At 42.7% G+C, this 17,877-nt stretch carries 12 protein-coding genes; 11 read left to right on the top strand and 1 reads right to left on the bottom strand.

Going from position 1 to position 17,877, the window contains the following annotated elements:
• Positions 1 to 135: 135 nt before the first annotated feature.
• From SLS51_RS10670 to cynS, 8 genes are all read left to right on the top strand, one after another.
• On the top strand, positions 136 to 1,395 hold the full coding sequence (locus SLS51_RS10670; RefSeq protein ID WP_323838119.1) for a clostripain-related cysteine peptidase: 1,260 nt from the start codon (positions 136 to 138) through the stop codon (positions 1,393 to 1,395).
• A gap of 116 nt (positions 1,396 to 1,511) precedes the next feature.
• Positions 1,512 to 1,688, top strand: a complete 177-nt coding sequence (locus SLS51_RS10665) for a hypothetical protein (RefSeq protein WP_323838117.1) — start codon at positions 1,512 to 1,514, stop codon at positions 1,686 to 1,688.
• 333 nt (positions 1,689 to 2,021) lie between these two features.
• Positions 2,022 to 5,294, top strand: a complete 3,273-nt coding sequence (gene pulA / locus SLS51_RS10660; RefSeq protein ID WP_323838115.1) for a pullulanase-type alpha-1,6-glucosidase — start codon at positions 2,022 to 2,024, stop codon at positions 5,292 to 5,294.
• Positions 5,295 to 5,652: 358 nt separating this feature from the next.
• Entirely contained in the window at positions 5,653 to 7,113 is a 1,461-nt protein-coding gene (locus SLS51_RS10655) for a DUF3375 domain-containing protein (protein ID WP_323838113.1), read from the top strand.
• Positions 7,114 to 7,159: 46 nt separating this feature from the next.
• Positions 7,160 to 8,056, top strand: a complete 897-nt coding sequence (locus tag SLS51_RS10650; protein WP_323838111.1) for a DUF4194 domain-containing protein — start codon at positions 7,160 to 7,162, stop codon at positions 8,054 to 8,056.
• Between the two features lie 13 nt (positions 8,057 to 8,069).
• Entirely contained in the window at positions 8,070 to 11,465 is a 3,396-nt protein-coding gene (locus SLS51_RS10645; protein ID WP_323838109.1) for an ATP-binding protein, read from the top strand.
• Positions 11,462 to 12,658: a Wadjet anti-phage system protein JetD domain-containing protein gene (locus tag SLS51_RS10640; RefSeq protein ID WP_323838107.1), complete on the top strand. Its 1,197-nt coding sequence runs from the start codon at positions 11,462 to 11,464 to the stop codon at positions 12,656 to 12,658. Before SLS51_RS10645 ends, SLS51_RS10640 begins: the two co-directional genes overlap by 4 nt.
• A gap of 292 nt (positions 12,659 to 12,950) precedes the next feature.
• Positions 12,951 to 13,421, top strand: a complete 471-nt coding sequence (cynS, locus tag SLS51_RS10635; protein ID WP_323838105.1) for a cyanase — start codon at positions 12,951 to 12,953, stop codon at positions 13,419 to 13,421.
• 155 nt (positions 13,422 to 13,576) lie between these two features.
• On the opposite strand, the gene SLS51_RS10630 is transcribed toward cynS, so the two are convergent.
• On the bottom strand, positions 13,577 to 14,452 hold the full coding sequence (locus tag SLS51_RS10630; protein WP_323838103.1) for an alpha/beta fold hydrolase: 876 nt from the start codon (positions 14,450 to 14,452) through the stop codon (positions 13,577 to 13,579).
• 743 nt (positions 14,453 to 15,195) lie between these two features.
• Between SLS51_RS10630 and SLS51_RS10625 the strand changes: the two genes are divergently transcribed.
• From SLS51_RS10625 to SLS51_RS10615, 3 genes are all read left to right on the top strand, one after another.
• Positions 15,196 to 15,693 carry a hypothetical protein gene (locus tag SLS51_RS10625; RefSeq protein ID WP_323838101.1) on the top strand — a complete coding sequence of 166 codons (498 nt, stop codon included), beginning with the start codon at positions 15,196 to 15,198 and terminating at the stop codon, positions 15,691 to 15,693.
• Positions 15,693 to 16,166 carry a hypothetical protein gene (locus SLS51_RS10620; protein WP_323838099.1) on the top strand — a complete coding sequence of 158 codons (474 nt, stop codon included), beginning with the start codon at positions 15,693 to 15,695 and terminating at the stop codon, positions 16,164 to 16,166. The genes SLS51_RS10625 and SLS51_RS10620 overlap by 1 nt, the downstream gene beginning before the upstream one ends.
• A 456-nt stretch (positions 16,167 to 16,622) precedes the next feature.
• The gene (locus SLS51_RS10615; RefSeq protein ID WP_323838097.1) at positions 16,623 to 17,864 is read left to right on the top strand and encodes an ATP-binding protein; all 1,242 of its coding nucleotides are present in this window, start codon (positions 16,623 to 16,625) and stop codon (positions 17,862 to 17,864) included.
• The last annotated feature ends 13 nt before the right edge of the window (positions 17,865 to 17,877 follow it).

The following is a 17,877-nucleotide window of genomic DNA, read 5'->3' as shown; positions in this document are numbered from 1 at the left end:
ATGGCAATCAAATTAGGCAATTTTACTGAAAATTAATATTCTGAGTATTCTAAATGGTTTCTTTAAACAATAGAAATGCACTTTCTTTTTTTAGAAAAAATGGATGGAAATTTTAAGGTATTGAGGATAACGAATATGTCAAAATTTTCTTTGAAAAATAAAATATTTTACATCATGAGTGTTTTTTTATTGTCTTTTTCAGTTGCTCTTTCAATGAAGATTAGCCATGCATCATCTAGAACAAATGATATTGACACTCTTTTTATCTATATTATAGGCGGAGATATGGAATCCGATTTTAAAATGGCGACTGATGATATTCAGGAGATACTTTCTGCCAAAAAACCTGATAATTTAAATATAATAATTCAAACTGGAGGCTCTTTAAATTGGCATTCATCACAAATAAAAAACAATTATATTCAGAGATGGAAAGTTGTTAATAATAAATTAGCGCTAATAGAGCAACTCCCTAATGCAAATATGGATGATCAAAATACTTTATCATCTTTTATAAAATGGGGATTGGAACACTTCCCTTCTAATTCATATTATATTTTCTTTTGGGGACATGGTTTAGGGGCAGCAGGTGGTTATGGTGGCGATGAGAATTATGGTAATAAAAAAATGAGTATAGGTGATATGGCACTTGCATTTAAAAACAGTTCGATTAAACAAACTACATTTGAAATAATTGGATTTGATAACTGCAAAATGGCTAATATCGAAACAGCATATGCTCTTAAATCTTACGGTAAATACCTGGTTGGTTCAGTTGATTACACGCATAAGAATGGATGGAATTATAAAGATATTATTGAATCGTTTAGTTTATATTCTTCTTCAGAGGCCATTGCATCAAAAATTTTATCATCTTATATAGAACAGTCTATCACCCAAATCGGTGCTTCTGATGATATTCAAGGTTCTGTGATAAATTTAAATCAAATAAAAGATGTTGCCGAATCCGTTGATAGGATATTTTATAAATTATCTTCTCATATAAAAGATCCAAGCTATATTTATAAAATAAACAAATCAAGAAGGGTTACCGAAGACTATGAAGATGAGGCAAACATGATTGATTTATATGATTTTGTAAAAAACATTAAAACCGAATTTCCGAATACTCTATCTGATATGGATTTAACTTCACTAGAAAATTCTATTAGCAAATCAATTTTGCTGAACATGAAAACACCTGAGCATCTAAAAGGTAAAGGTTTATCAATATATTTTCCTTTACATAATATTTGCGATTATCCAGACTTCTTAGAGAAATATTTTAATAACACTAATTATTTTTCCACAAATTATAGATATAACATTTACAAATATTTTTTAATGAATGATGAAATTAAATGCAACGAAGTTATTCTGAAATCCAATAATTAGATGAAAAATCCCCGAATTGAGCGTCCGGTGATTGGCAGGACAAGATTCAATACAAACTCTCCCGGACAATGTGACCGGGGTGAGCGAGTGCAGCCAACAAAGAGGCAACTTGAAAGATGACGGGTATAGCTCGCGCTATCGGGGATGCGGGCTGGCATGGCTTCATCATACAGCGCAAGGGCACAACACAATTACAGGCGGCGGGGAGCAGTTACTCTAAATATGTTCGTTGGGATATATACCATCGAACATATTTATTGATTTCTTTCTCACCAAAAAAATATTCATTATGAAATGCCAGTATATGAAATAGTTCTACTGTGTTTTATGCTACTTGCTTAATATTACCGATGGTAACGGAAGTTGGTTAGTAATAACAGTAACTTGACAGCAGATTTAATATCTGGAGTAATATATATAAATTCACACCAGTCTTATGTAATAAAAGATCATTACATTATTATCGTGCGCAATATCACGAAAAAGTATCTCCTCCTAACGCCTCCTCCCCCTTAGTATCAAAACTAGGAGGATGCTGACTCATCTGAGACATTATTTAATATTTCATTCCTATTTTATTAACAATAATATCAGCGACGATTTATTTCTATTAAAAAGGTCTGATTATGGTAGCTCCCTTCTGGAAAAGGGCTTACCTAGCCCTATTAAGCAGTACATTCGTTTTGCTACTGGCTAGCTGTGATAACAATCGTTCTTTACCCAAAACCCCGGAGGAACCGATGGCGCATATCCCTAATAAAGTCCCCAGTGAAGCTGCCACTGCCGGCAATTTTCAGGCAGTGATCCACTTGGTGGATATTGCTAAATTAAGTCAAAGTCCAACAACGAACCGTGACTACAGTACCAACACCCTCTACTTATGGAACGATAAAAATTGTGATGCCTTGGCTTCCCCTTCATCAAGCTGGAACGACACCAGTGCAACTCCCACGGGTAGCGATAGCTATGGGCCTTATTGGGTGATACCGTTAACCAAGAACGAGGGCTGTATTAATTTTATCGTGCGTGATGGTAACAACAATAAATTGATCGACAGTGATCTGAAAATCTCCTTCTCCGATTTCAGTAACCGTACCATCTCTGTAATACCCGGTAGTAGCCAAATCTATAGCAGTCGTGCGAAAGCCTTTAATTCCGTATTTGGTGTTTCTCAGGCTTCGGCGCATTGGGTCGACAACCAGACGTTGTTATGGTCAGGTGGCGCGGATAAGCCTTATGTCCGCTTATATTACAACCAGAATGGTAAGGTGGAAGCTAATGATGAAGGCAACTTCATCGATAGCTATCTGACGTTAGTGCCGACGACTCTGAGCCAGAAGACGGCTGAGCGATTCCCGCATTTGAAGAAGTTAACAGCGTTCCGCCTGCCTGAGGACACGGATGTTGATACGCTGCTTACCGGTGATCTGGTGGCATTGGCGACCAATGAAGCGGGTTTGCTATTGTCGGCGACTCAAGTACAAACGGCTGGTGTGCTGGATGACCGCTTCGCTAACGCTGCTGACACACTGGAATATGGTGCGCTGATCAACGATATCGGTGTTACCTTCCGCTTGTGGGCGCCTACTGCTCAGCATGTTGGGTTGGTTATCTATGATGAAAATAAGCAGGTCATTGCCAATCATGCAATGAATCGTGATCCTGCTAGTGGTTCCTGGTCATGTCAAGGTGAGAAAGAGCTGGTTGGTGCTTACTACCGCTATGCTTTAACGGTATACCATCCATATTCCCGTCATGTGGAGCACTATGAGGTTACCGATCCCTATTCCCACAGTTTGTCCACCAATTCGGAGTACAGTCAAGTCATCAATTTGGATGACGAGGCACTGAAACCACAAAATTGGGATAGCCTGATCATGCCGCGTTCGCAAAATACACCGGCGGACATTGCGCGTATGACCATATATGAAGCTCATGTTCGTGATCTCTCCGTTGCAGATGGCACGGTACCAGAAACTTGGCGTGGTAAGTATCTGGCTCTCACCGCTGACAACAGCGATATGTTCAAACACCTTAAGACATTGAGTCAGGCAGGGGTGACTCATATGGAGCTATTGCCAGTATTCGATGTGGCTTCCATTAATGAATTCAGCAATGAAGTGGCTGATCTAAATCACCCGTTTAGCCGTTTGTGCCAGGTTAACCCAAAGGTGAAAAATAGCCGCTTCGCTAATTATTGCAGTAGTTCACAGACTGTGGGGGAGGTATTGCAGGAGTTACTGCGTGGTGACAGTGCTAATAACCCGCAAGTACAAGAGCTGAATGCAATGATTGCAGAAACCGACTCCTACAACTGGGGCTATGATCCGTTTCATTACTCGGTACCGGAAGGTTCTTATGCCACTGATGCGGAAGGTTCGGTACGTATAAAAGAGTTTCGCGCCATGATTCAGGCCATCAAGCAACAGGTGGGGATGAATGTGATCATGGACGTGGCGTATAACCATACCAACGCAGCCGGGCCGACGCACCGATCCTCGGTATTGGATAAGGTAGTGCCTTGGTACTATCATCGTTTGGATGAGATAACAGGTAACGTTGAATCCAACACTTGTTGTCACGATACGGCTCCAGAGCATCGCATGTTCGCTAAACTCATTGAAGACTCGTTGGTGACTTGGGTTAAGGACTATAAAATCGACGCGTTTCGATTTGATTTAATGGGCTACCATCCTAAGGCGCAGATGTTATCGGCGCTGGCAAAAGTACGCGCAATTAACCCATCGGCCTATTTCTTTGGTGAAGGTTGGAACTCCGGGCAGGATGACCGTTTCGAGATTGCTTCACAAATTAACCTAAAAGGCACAGGGATTGGTACTTTCTCTGATCGACTGCGCGACGCGGTACAAGGTGGTGGACCGTTTGATTCCGCTGACACTATTCGTGTTAACCAAGGGGTGGGCAATGGTGTTGGAACGTTACCTAATGAAATGGCTTGGTTAGGCGCTAATGAGGCGCGTCATCTGGCGGATCTGGTACGTCTTGGCATGGCGGGCAATTTGGCTGATTTTGTGCTGATTAATAAAGATGGGGCAGTGAAAACAGGTAGAGACATTAACTACAAAGGCGCTATAGCCGGTTATGCCGCTGATCCGATTGAGGTGATCAATTATGTCTCCAAACATGATAACCAAACGCTGTGGGACATAATCAGCTACAAAGCGGCCCGTGAGGCGAATTTGGCAACACGAGTTCGTATGCAGGCAATATCCCTCGCTACAACGTTCCTTGGGCAGGGGTTGGCCTTCGCTCAACACGGATCGGAGCTACTGCGCTCAAAATCTTTTACCCGTGATTCCTATAATTCCGGCGATTGGTTTAATCGTGTTAGCTATACCTACCAGGATAACAACTATGATGTTGGTATGCCGGATCAGCGTGTTGATGGCGAAAATTACGCATTGATTGAAAAAGTGAAAAATGTGGTAGATAAACCGGGCAAAACTGAATTATTACAGATGACGGCTTTTTATCAGGAACTGGCGCGTTTGCGTCAATTTTCACCCCTGATGGCTCTCGGCGATGGTGCATCGGTTAAACAACGCGTTGATTTTCGTAATGTTGGGCCGCATCAGCAGCTTGGCTTGCTGGTGATGACCATAGATGACGGTAATACTACGGGTGATGACCGTGATTCGCGATTTGACGGTCTGGTAGTGATGATTAATGCGGCTCCACATCCTGCCACAGTAAGAGATCTTAACGTCAGAGGGTTGAAGTTGAATGATATTCAGAGGGAACTGGGCCACACATCTCTGGCGGCGGGTACCCGAATTGCGAAAGATGGCTCGGTCACGCTGCTGGCTTGGTCAGTAGCAGTGCTGGTTTTACCGCAAGATGGGAAGCGTGGTATTGGTTTGCCTGTCCGTAGAAAGTAACGCTCAGGAATTTTCCATTGTTTGCAGCGGGGCGGTTTGTCCAGACCGCCCATTTTTACCTTGAAAGGGGACTCCCACCGCTTTTCTTGTTGATGATAATTTGAGACATTGTTTATCTCCTTATTATATTCTTACATTATCACTCTTTGTTTTTCGTTATCATCTTGCTGCTTTCTTCACAAAATAGATGGCCTTATAAGCTTAATTTTCCCATTGGTCACAGCGCTTAATCGTTATAAAAGTCAGTAATTTATGTTGACATAATAAAAAAATGTGATGATATGATTTTATTCGATTGCGAATTATACAAAATTATTGGTGGTAGCTTTTTACTTATCACCACACAGAGGGAGGCAAATTGAATTTCCAAGGGTTACAGGCAAAGTACCGCCGTCTATTTCAGGAAAGTGCTGCCTGGAAACTGTTGAGAGCTGATAATGCTCCTGTAATTTTGGCATTTTTGGGGGAGTTATTTTCCGAGGATAGTGAAGTCCCTTTTAGTCGTGCCCGCGTGTCACTTGATGCAGAGTTGGTACGCTGCCGTGAACTTGGCCTTTGGGAAACTGAAACGGGAGCGGGTACTTATCTCAATAAATGGATTCGGGAAGGCTGGTTGCGTGAGATGGATGACACATTAACTAAAACGGATGCCAGTGAAATTGCACTCCGTTTTAGCCAGGGGCTTGATGAACGTAATTCAGGAACCAGTGCGTCTCATCTTCGAATTGTGCAGGAAGCGGTTAGGGACTTTGCAGTCGCGATTAGCCCAAATGCCGATGAGCGTGTCGCGCTTTTGGAAGATAGAAAATCCGAGATTCAGAGAGAGATTGATGCTCTGAGGGCTGGCGTTGTGACCGAATTAACCGAGGCTGAGCAGCGGGAAAGAATTCGTGAAATTTACCAACTGGCTTCTGTTTTAACGGGTGATTTTCGCCGTGTTGAAGATGAAATTCGTCAGTTGGATCAGGAAATTCGTATTCAAATTATTGAGGGGGACTCCACCAGAGGAGATATCCTTCTCGCTGTTTTGGAAAAAGAAGCATTACTGGCTAAAACGGATGCTGGTAGTGCGTTTGAAAGTTTTTTTGATTTGTTATGTGATCAAAATAGAACGATGGAGCTACGAGATCAGCTTCGAAGTATTTTAAGTCGCCCGGTCGCAGAACACTTAAGTACCCAACAGCGCCAATTCTTAAGTCAGCTCATGAGAGAACTGAGCCGCGAGAGTGACAGAGTTTTTCAAATCAGGCGAAGAACGGAAGAGAGTTTGCGAGCTTACATAGAGAGTGGCACTGCTCAAGAAAATCGTGCTGTTGATAGATTGCTTGGTCAATTGGAACGACTCGCCATTGAATTGAAGAACTCAAGTTATGACTTGCAAACAGCAACAACGCTGTCACTGCCCGTTGGCGCGGCAAGTATTAGCTCTCCTGAAAGCATGCTGCTTAAATCACCTGATGAAAAGCTGGATACTTCAGGTGCTGAAGAACAGCTCAACTCTCGAGAACCGAGTATACAAATGCTGGATTGCCTTGATGTTGTTCAAATTCGATTAATCGCTGAGAGGACGTTAGCAACGTTAAAAGAGTTTGGTCCAATGACGATTGCGTCTATTGCAAATTACCACCCGATTAATTCAGGGTTGGAGGAGTTAGTTGCCTATTTGCGAGTGGCCAAATCTGTCGGGGCTGCATTATTGGAAGAAAAGGAAGCAATTGAAATCAGTGACAAACGGGGAGTTCGTTTGCGGGCGTCTATACCCACTTTCTTGCTGAGTGCCGACCTGTTTCCAGACAGTTTGGATGAATTGGTTCTTTAGACGATGGTGAATAGAAAATGGTTGTAGATATATAGTGAGGGTTGAAATGCACAAAGGTAAAAAGTTGAATAAAGATAATGGCGCCCTCACTACCCTTGGGAAGTCTAATTCCGATCCTCAGGAAGAACAGAAAACAGGGTTCTTCGATCAGTTAATAAAACACCATACTCAATCAGAGTATGACCCGCTTACAGATACAGCCGGCGTTGAATCTGATGTTGCTTTTTCGGTTGTCAATCAAAGCCCATCCTGTGAAGTTGATGATGTATTAGTCAGTAAGCACGCTGAAAATTCAAACAGTGATATGCCGCCTGATGCGCGCCGGGTGCTGGTTAGCTTGCTGCGTCAGGGTGTTATTTTGTCTTCGCAGAAAGCTAAATTGTTTGAATTACTTTGTCGATACCAATGTGCTGTACGCAAACATCTGTCAGAAGTCTATTTGAAGTTAGTCTTAGATGAAAAAGCAGGTGTCGCCTTTATCGCTGGCTTTCAGAATGAGGAAGATACTGAATCATTGGGTATAGATGATGAAGAGGTTGTCTCTCTGATTAGCCGAAGGACGCTCTCTTTATACGATACATTGTTGCTGTTAGTGCTACGTAAACACTACCAGGACCGGGAAACATCGGGAGAGCAAAGGATTATCATTGATATAGAACGTATAGAATCCCATCTGACACCGTTTTTACCGCTGACAAACAGTACTAAATCTGACCGGAGAAAACTCAAGGGCGCTCTTGATAAAATGGTGACGAAAAAAATATTGAGTGCGGTCCGGGGAAGTGAGGATCGCTTCGAAATTACGCCAGTGATCCGCTATGTAGTCAGTGCTGAATTTCTCGAAAGTATGCTTAATGAATACCTGAAAATGGCGGGAGAGAAGGGTATTGAGTTAAATAAGAATGGCAGCAACGCTGTTGATTATCAAGATGAAGAGGAATAGACAGGAGATGAAAATGACTGATCAAACTCTTTCGGCTAATTCATTATTTCACGTTGGTCAAATCAGATTAGCTGAACTCTCAGTTTATAACTGGGGGTCATTTAATGGCTTGCATACCGCGTTGATAGATCCTATGGGAACGCTGGTCACTGGAGATAATGGCGCCGGAAAATCGACGTTTATTGATGGCCTTATGGCTTTGCTGCTTCCTGCCGGAAAGGCAACTTTTAATGTGGCTGCGGCGCAGGGTGATCGTTCTGACCGGACTTTACTGTCCTATATGCGGGGAAGTTTTGGATCTGCCCATGATGGAGCGGGGACGAGAGTCAGAAGTAAGCGTGAATCTGGCGTGGTGACTGGGCTTAGGGCTTTGTATCAGGGTGATGATGGGTCAAAAATCACGCTTGCGGCGCTTTTCTGGATTACTAAATCGACGAATGTGCTTGCGGATGTGACACGCGTTTATGTTGTTGCCAAACGGGACCTAACTCTTAAGGAAATGCTTAATGCTTTTGGGAACGGTAATGCCCGGGCATTCAAGCAATGGCTTCGTGATGACCCGACGATTACGTGCTGTGATGATAATTTTTCTGATTATCAGGAGTTGTACCGAAAGCGCTTGTATATGGACAATAAGAATGCACCTGCACTTTTGTCGCGGGCATTAGGTCTGAAAAAAATTGATGATTTAACTGGGTTGATTCGTGAGTTGGTACTGGAACCGAGTACGGTCAAGGATGATGCTAAAAAGGTCGTGGAAGAGTTTGCTGATCTGGTGGCAATTCATAGTCAATTAGTGGATGCAAGAGCACAAAAGGTGCACTTATCTAGGTTACCTGAACTCAGCGCAATTATCGAAAAAACAACCAAAGAATTTGCGGAGCTGATGGCTGAGAAAAATAGTCTCCCGGTCTACTTTGGGGAGATTTTCGCACAATTGTGGAGTGAAAAAATGACTGATATTGAGGATGAACTGGAAGCGCTACTCCTCAAAATTAGCCAAGCTGAAGAGCAGAAAGTGGATGCGAATAAGTTGGTTGAGCGAAGGCACGAGGAATACCTTCAATTTGGTGGGGATAAAATAGAGTCGCTTAGAAAAGAAGTTGATCATACCCAAGCTCAATTGAATCGGGTGGTTAGAAATTCATCGCAATATCAAACTCATGCCAACGAACTGGCTCTCCCTTCTGTATTAGAGGAGGCGGTATTTCTTAAAAATCAATCCGTAGCATCAACCCGGCTTGCCAGTATTCAACAAGAAGAAGGAGAGTATCAGGACAGGTTTGCCACCATCAGTGCTAAATTCAGTGAGCTGCAAGCAAATATCCATGATATCTCCCAAGAAATTCGGGAAATCGAGGCAAGACCCGATTCCAATATTGATGTGAAATATCAGCAACTGCGAGATGAACTGGTTAATTCTTTAGAGTTAAGTAAAGACCAATGTGTATTTATCGGTGAGCTTATCGATGTCGAAGATCGCGAAAAGAGCTGGCAGGGTGCGATAGAGAGGGCGTTAGGCGGGTTACGAACAACACTTGCTGTGCCACATCATTGTTATTCAATGGTGACTCGCTGGTTAAACGCCCGGCATACGGGTTTACATGTCCGTGTTCAAGTTGTGAATGATTCTACGACTCAAGGCCAATCGGTGGCGTTTAAGTCTGATGGTTATCTAAGGAAACTGGTATGGCGCACTCACCCTTATCGAGAGTGGCTCAAGCACCATTTGCAGCGATTTGACCTGCAATGTGTTTCAAGCACGGAAGAATTGGATCAAACCCCGTTTTCGATGACACAGCAGGGGTTAATGCACATGGATAAGGGGCGCTTTGAGAAAAAAGATCAGCACCGAATAGATGACAGAAGACGCTGGTGTTTGGGTTTTTCAAACAAATCACGTTTAGCCATTCTGAATAACGATAAAAAAGCGTTAACTCTGCAACTGGCGGAAACCAAGAAAAAGGTGAGTCAGGCCCGTCAAGATTTGAATTCTGTTTCTGATCGTAAAATTCTTTGGGAGAAGATCCAAGGTTACCGCTGGGATGATATTAATGCTCCTTACTGGCACGAAAAGCTTTCTGATTTGCAGGCTGACCTTAAGATGTTGGAGCAGTCAGGTGGTGATCTTGATAAGGCCAGAGAGCGTTGGGAGTCGGCTAAAGAGCAGCTAGTTCAAATTCAATCGGTATTAAATCAGCTCAACTCTGATTCTGGTGGCGTTAAAAATACGCTGAAAAATGCAAAAGAAGAATGGAGCAAAGCGCAGGCAAAAGCGTCGAAAGGATTACCTGATTCAGCCAGACAATTACTTGCGATTCGGGTTGGCGTGCTTAATACAAATGATTTAGGCCGAATGTCTGAATTGGTGTTGAAAGTTGAAGAAGATTTAGAACGTCTGTTAGATATTAGCCGAAACAGTAAAGACAGAGCGGAAAGATTAGCCATTAGCATTATGGTTTCATTCAGATCTAATGATAAATGGCAAGTCTTCACGGTTGACTGGCAAAGCAATATTGATGGTTTACCTGATTATCTTAATCATTTACGACAACTGGAAGAGGAAGGGCTTCCCAACCTTGTGGAGCAGTTTATTGAACGTTTGAATAAGCATGCAACGCAGTCGCTAGCGCGGATTAAAACTAAGCTTGAATCTGAACGGGAAGATATCCTTGAGCGGATTGAGATCATTAACCGGGTCCTCAAGCGTACAGAATTTCGATCAGGGACACATTTAAAGCTAGGTTCAAAGAGAGAAAAATTCCCACATGTTAATGAGTTTGAACAACATTTGCGCAAGGTGCTGAGTCAGGTAACCAGTGATGATCATGAAGCACGGTTCCATCAATTGGCTAAGGTAGTTGAAATACTTGGGAAAGCAAGTGCACCAGGCTCCTCAAATACATTGGAAAGTTTAAGGCTGCTTGATCCTCGCTATCAGATGTCATTTTATGCCGAAGAGTTGGATAGTAATACCGGTGAGATTCGTGATGTATTAGAGTCATCCAGTGGAAAGTCTGGTGGAGAGAAAGAGTCATTTGCGGCGACTATTGTCGCGGCAAGTTTGGCCTATGTTTTGACGCCGGATGGCTATGATCGACCGGTTTACTGTACTGTTTTCTTGGATGAAGCATTCTCAAATACGGCTGAAACAGTAAGTCGGCGGGTGCTCCGAGTATTTAGAGAGCTCCATATTCACGTTAATTTGATTACGCCTTATAAAAACTTGAATCTGGCAAGAGAATCTGCTCGTTCACTGCTCATTGCGGAAAGAGATCAGGAAAACCATGACAGCCATTTATGTGAAGTGACTTGGGAAGAAATTGACCGGAGAATGGGCGAAGAGAAGGAGAAAAAGTTGCTTGATGAGGCGGCTGATCTGGGTATTGAGTTTGAGAAACTGACATGAAAAGAGGGCTGTATGAGGTACGTTGGGGGTTATTGCCAGCGCAAGTTAAGAGCATCATTAAGCAGCGAGAGTGGGATAACCTTTCCTCACTAAAAGCCCGATTACTGGGCATCAAGGCATTCCCTATTCGCGTTGGCTTGAAACCGCCCAAAGGAAATTCTGCCATATTAGATATAGCTCATTTTCAACGGTTTATTGAACAGTGGAAATCATTTCCCCATCAAGATCTTGTAGAGTGGTCTGCCAAAAATTTCAGGGAGCTATCTGAACAACGCATTCCAACTTTTGTTGTTATTGAATCGATGCAGTGTCTGATTCAATTTTTAGGGAATGATGCCCTTTCCCGAAGTAAGGTGTGGGAAAGAAATATGAAGCCATTTTTGCGGGTTGATAAAGATCTCTATCCTGCATTGGTTAAATGCATAGATATTGTGGAAAAACTCTCGTTGAGAGATGCGGAATTATTAGCAAGATTGTTGCCACAATTAAAGCAAGGCTTAGGGGAAGGACAATATCTAAGAGCACTGCCACTCATTGGGATTGATACTAAGTTTCTTGAGAACCACCAAATCCTGATCGAAGGGCTGGCCGATATCATTCACAAGGGGGCTGTTTCGGCATCAGGTGGTCTTATCGCTTGGTTGGGATGTTCAATAAATCCTAAAGGTTGGTTAACTATCAGGCCGCTTTGTCGTGCTGCGACTGTTGCGCTTGGGGGAATGCCGATACTACAAATACCTAGTGAATTACTTAGAAGGCATGAACTTCCGGCATCGAATATATTAATAGTTGAAAACTTACAGTCTGGTTTAGCATTACCTGAAATGCCTGACACGATAGCGGTTATCGGCGGGGGGAAAAACATTGCTTGGATGGATGCAGTTTGGTTGAAAGGTAAGCGTGTAGGATATTGGGGAGATATTGATACGTGGGGTTTGTCTATTCTCAGTGATGCCAGAGACAAGTTTATGGATATTGAGCCTCTGATGATGGATGTTGAAACTGTTAAAGCCCATGAAGATAGAATGGTTCCTGAACCAAATCCAGTTGAATCCAATCCTACATTGCTAAATGAGGATGAAGCAAAGTTGTTTAATGATCTTATTTCTGGCCGGTTCCAATCTTCACGTTTAGAACAGGAGCGCCTTTCATCTGATTACATTAGAAACACGCTTACGAATTGGCTGTCCTAATACGGAAGGGAAGCCGCCAGACGCGATGTGTTTTTCTATTTATCAGAAATCGTCACTTTCTTGGTGTACATCGAAATGGTGAGTGATTAGATTGGTGAATCACTGACTCGCAGCACTTTGATATATACCCTATGGATTTCAAGATGCATTGCGGCGGCAAGGGAGCGAATCCCCGGGAGCATAGATAACGATGTGACCGAGGTGAGTGAGTGTAGCCAACAAAGAAGCAACTTGAAAGATGACGGGTATATACCACGATATTTAAATAGCTTATTAATCCAAAGGAATCATTATGACACAATCTCAATACTCCCAAACTCCCCGGCTGGCCCTTACTGATGCTATCATCGACGCCAAAACACGCAAGAATTTGACGTTCGAGGATATTGCACAAGGAACCGGTCTGAGTCTCGCATTCGTTACTGCTGCACTACTCGGCCAGCACCCATTGCCCGCCGATGCTGCGAGGATTGTGGTTGACCGACTTGAACTTGAAGAAGATGCTTTCCTTCTGCTGCAAACTATCCCTGTACGCGGCAGTATCCCCGGAGGTGTACCGACAGATCCGACTATTTACCGATTCTATGAAATGGTGCAGGTTTATGGTTCAACACTTAAGGCGCTTGTCCACGAGCAGTTTGGTGATGGTATTATCAGTGCGATTGACTTTAAACTTGATATCAAAAAGGTCGATGATCCTAATGGTGGTTCACGAGCTGTAATTACGCTAGATGGGAAATATTTGCCGACTAAGCCATTCTAAAACAATTGCAATTGTTGGCATCGGCAAGAGGTTTGAATTTGAGAGATAAACCTCTTGCCGTTTCAAAATTACTGAGTGTCAACTTGACCGCTAAAAGTTCCCCACAATCATTGATAAAGCAATGCCTGCTATCGCTCTCCAGAAAATCAAAGGGATTATGGCAGGTCTGAAGGGATTATGGTTCCAGCAGGATAAAACGAAGGGTTCGCGCAGAATTGGTCAATAATTTGTGCCAACTGCGCAGGACGTTCATAAACGACTGCATGTCCACACGCTATTTCTGTAAAGCGTGCATCCTGAATTGCACCAAACAGCGCTTTGCTGTGGCGGATGGGCGTCATTTGATCATGCGTACAGCCAATAATCAGTGTTGTGGCTTTTATCGTAGGAACAATTTGAGTGATATCAACCCGGCCATTAAGGTCCATTTGTAACGCTTCAAATTCCTCTGGTATGGCATTTTCGAAGCTGATTGCAAACTGATCTGGAGACATATTTACATGACTGGCACCGCTGAAAGCGCAAAACATCATAAAGTCTGCAATAGCAGGTGATTGGATCTCATATAACTGACGCCAGACAGATAAAAATCGTTCTAACTGTAAATCTGTTTTCATCCATCCTGCGATTAGAACCAAATTACAAACCCGATCCGGACGCTTAGCGGCAACAGAAGCCGTAACAACAGCTCCCAAAGAGTAACCTATTAGTGTGACGGGATCTCCTAACGCTGCTGCTTCAATAACAGCTTCGACCTGCTTTTCAAGATGTTCAAGGGTAAGCGTTTCGTTTGCTTTTACTGGTTGAGAAAAATCCAGGGATATGACTCGATTTTCCGAGGCAAGTAGTTGAAAGAGATAACCGAAATGTATCTCTGTGCTGCCGCCAGTGCCATGTACCAAGACGATAGGATTTCTCTTGGCGTTATGCTTAATTGGATCGAGAGGTTGGGATGTGAAGAACTTTACATCTTTTCCATCTACGTTGATGACACTTTCATTGATATTAAATTTTTGTTCGGACTTATTCATGGTAATGAAATATCTCCTGATAGATATATACCCGTCATCTTTCAAGTTGCTTCTTTGTTGGCTGCACTCACTCACCCCGGTCACATAGTTTGCTATGCTCCCGGGGATTCGCTCCTTTGCCGCCGCGATGCATCTTGAAATCCATTGGGTATAGGTTATTAAACAATTATCTTGTTAGTTGCTTAATTAAATTAATAACCAAGTATAGAGTTATTGTCAAATTATAAAACTAAAATAGTGTCGCACTTGAATATTTCTATTATTATAAACCTCAATATTAGGTATTGATTATTGTATTTTGGCGATATTGCAGGTAGAGGAAATAAATTGCAATTCATTAATTAAGCTATGAATATTTTGTCAGGCTGAGTGGAAGAAATATCAAAATATTAAAAATCCCATATGCTGGATTATCTTATTAATTTCTTATTCCATATTGACAGATTTTCATCCTCATACCATAGTGATTACATCACTTTTTTATGTGATTGCATTATTAAATAATTTGATTCATTTATTGCTTGGATATTATTGATTGATAATTTATATAATTAGGAGTTATCAATAATACACCAAAAATCATTTTTCGAAATATTTTATGAAGTATTTTTTTCGCTCTGACAGCATTTTGCTATAACGTTCGACTTGGTTTATACCATTCATCGGCATGTGTAGTCTGCTTCAGTGGGATAAAACTGAATGGCATCATCAGATATTTAACACACCTATTCAGGAGATGAAAAATGTCTACTCGAATCGTGAATGAACCAGATCCGCAATATGTGGTGGCAGAAGGTGAGAAACGAGCTATACGCACGATTAAGCTCTTTATTTCTTTGGGCTTTATCGCAGAGGCTGGATTTCTTTTAATGAGTTTTATTTTATTTCCCGACAATGGCCCTCTGGTATGGCGTCTCGTATGGGCGCTTGGTTTATGTGGTATTGGCATGGGGGCCGCTGTTGGGGGACTGACTTACTTGGTATCAGCGCGTTTCGCGCCAGGAAGTACCGGCGCTTATATCATGACTGCAGTAAGTAGCACTCTGTTATTCAGTGTTTGCCAAACACTTTGTTGGGGCTTGGACCACAACGTGGGGCTGAATTATTGGGGTTCAATAGAAATGCCGTTGCTATTCCTGATTAAAGGATATACTGCCGCACTTATTGCTGGCATTTTGGGTAGCTTTCTTCTTAACTCAGTAACTGGTGCGAGATTCCTTACTCGTCTCAAGGTCTTTTAGTGAATAAGAAATTAACGTTGCCCAATAGCTTTGCCGTTTCCGTATTTCTGGTTGTGTTGGCTGCATGCCTGAATCTTATATTATGGCGCGCTGATATCTTAGAAATGGCACATAGCATCCCGCTGAAGGGGTTAATGATTATTTGGTATATTTTGGGATGGGGTTTTGCTCCGGGCTGCCTGACCGTGCTCACCATCAATTCAATCAGAGGAAGATTACCTCAGAGGGTGGGTGCGGTAGTTGCCATGCTTATAAGCTTTCTGTTGGTTACAGGGATTTGCGGCTTGGTTTATGCTTACCTGACAAACTCCGCTTTTATGCAAATTGCTATGGGGGGCATGGCTGGTCATCATTCTCCGGTGAATCACGGCACTATTCTTGGTTTTATTACGCAACTACTGCCCAGTTTATGTGCAACGGTTATTTCAATCATGAATGCTTTTTCGATAAAAATGGGAAAGCAGTTTAGGTGATAAAATCTGAATAAATTCTTGGTGGCTAAACCGCTATTATTATGTTGACAGTTTATTACTTGTGAATTAGCGTCCAAAATGTAGCTAGTCGATGGTTCTTCTCCCATCCTGTCATGATGCTCCTTACCCTCTCTGTGTGCTGGATGCAGAGTTCACTGGCGTCGATTCCTCTACCGTCTGATATTGTTAGATTTATTCCTCCAATTACCCTAGTTTTTCGTTACAGTTGTGCCCTTAAGCCCAAAGGGAAAGTTTTGGCTGATGTGTAAGAACGTCAGAAATCGGCAAATAGACGGAAATGAAACCAGCAAATAGACGCTATCAAAACCAGCATTTGGACGATGGAATAGCCGGCAAATAGACGCTGTACAAACCAGCATTTAGACGATAGCATAGCCAACAAATAGACGCAGCAATTTAAGCTTCATTCGCTACATTGAACATAAAAGAACAACCTTGAATAATACACTACACCCAAGATACATAGCACCACAGCTCAAGGCTGCATTGGCGGATACACCAGTGGTGTGTCTGCTTGGTCCTCGCCAAGTCGGCAAAACAACGTTGGCGAAATCTCTAGAGCCTAGGCGGGCTTACCTAACTTTCGATGACAGTACTCTGCTTAACACAGCTAAAGCCGATCCCACTGGTTTTGTACAAAGCTTGCCAGAATGTGTCACTCTGGATGAAGTACAGTGTGTGCCAGAGATCCTGCCCGCCTTAAAAGCAACTATAGACATTCATCGTCGACCAGGACGGTTCATACTAACCGGTTCAGCTAATTTGCTACTTCTGCCTGGAGTACAGGAATCCCTAGCAGGTCGCGTCGAAGTGATCTTTTTGCAGCCACTTTCTGAACAAGAAAAGCAGCATAGTCCAACATCGCTACTCGAACAGCTGATCACTAATAAAATTTCTCCTTCAATCAAAGGGGAACAAATCCTCATTGAAGGCGTATCAGAAGCTGTAGTACAAGGAGGTTATCCAGAGCCGAATACGCGCAGTGAGGCGCGAGCTCGTCAGTGGCATAAACAGTACCTCAACGCCATTATTCAACGTGATGTGAAAGACATTGCAGCGATTCGAGATGAAGACGAATTACTGAGACTCATTAAGATCCTCGCATTGCGTACTGGTAACCTTTTGAACATCAGTGGATTAGCGAAAGATGTAGGTCTTCAGCGAGAAACCGTTGACAAATACATCACCATTCTGGAGCGCTTGTTCTTAGTGAGGCGCTTACCAGCTTGGCATAAAAACCAAGCCAAACGTTTAATAAAAGCTCCTAAAGTTCATGTAGTAGACTCCGGTTTAGCTTGTGCTTTAAATAATCTGAGAGTCGAAGATTGGCAGAACCTTAGTAATGACTTTGGTGCAGTACTTGAAAGCTTTGTGGTACAACAATTGATCTGTCAATCGGGTTGGAGCGAACATGAACTACACTTCTCCCACTATCGTGATAAAGATCAGGTTGAAGTTGATCTGGTTATTGAAGATGGTCGAAGAATCTGGGGGGTTGAAGTTAAAAAAGCGGCCAGCATACAGCCGAAAGACGGTATGGGGTTGGCAAGATTAGCTTCATTGGCTGACAGAGATTGGCAGGGTGGCATCTTACTTTACACAGGTAACAATTGCCTGCCAATTAGCCACATACCGAACACATTTGCAGTACCAATGAATGCTCTTTGGGGGTATTGATATCTACCACGTC

The organism is Photorhabdus africana (assembly GCF_035181445.1).
Lineage (GTDB): Bacteria > Pseudomonadota > Gammaproteobacteria > Enterobacterales > Enterobacteriaceae > Photorhabdus > Photorhabdus laumondii.
This window is presented reverse-complemented; position numbering and strand designations above follow the sequence as displayed.

Excerpts from the sequence above, each read along its gene's own strand:
- SLS51_RS10670 (WP_323838119.1), top strand. The coding sequence starts at position 136 with ATGTCAAAATTTTCTTTGAAAAATAAAATATTTTACATCATGAGTGTT.
- SLS51_RS10665 (WP_323838117.1), top strand. The coding sequence starts at position 1,512 with ATGACGGGTATAGCTCGCGCTATCGGGGATGCGGGCTGGCATGGCTTC.
- pulA (WP_323838115.1), top strand. The coding sequence starts at position 2,022 with ATGGTAGCTCCCTTCTGGAAAAGGGCTTACCTAGCCCTATTAAGCAGT.
- SLS51_RS10650 (WP_323838111.1), top strand. The coding sequence starts at position 7,160 with ATGCACAAAGGTAAAAAGTTGAATAAAGATAATGGCGCCCTCACTACC.
- SLS51_RS10645 (WP_323838109.1), top strand. The coding sequence starts at position 8,070 with ATGACTGATCAAACTCTTTCGGCTAATTCATTATTTCACGTTGGTCAA.
- SLS51_RS10640 (WP_323838107.1), top strand. The coding sequence starts at position 11,462 with ATGAAAAGAGGGCTGTATGAGGTACGTTGGGGGTTATTGCCAGCGCAA.
- cynS (WP_323838105.1), top strand. The coding sequence starts at position 12,951 with ATGACACAATCTCAATACTCCCAAACTCCCCGGCTGGCCCTTACTGAT.
- SLS51_RS10630 (WP_323838103.1), bottom strand. The coding sequence starts at position 14,452 with ATGAATAAGTCCGAACAAAAATTTAATATCAATGAAAGTGTCATCAAC.
- SLS51_RS10625 (WP_323838101.1), top strand. The coding sequence starts at position 15,196 with ATGTCTACTCGAATCGTGAATGAACCAGATCCGCAATATGTGGTGGCA.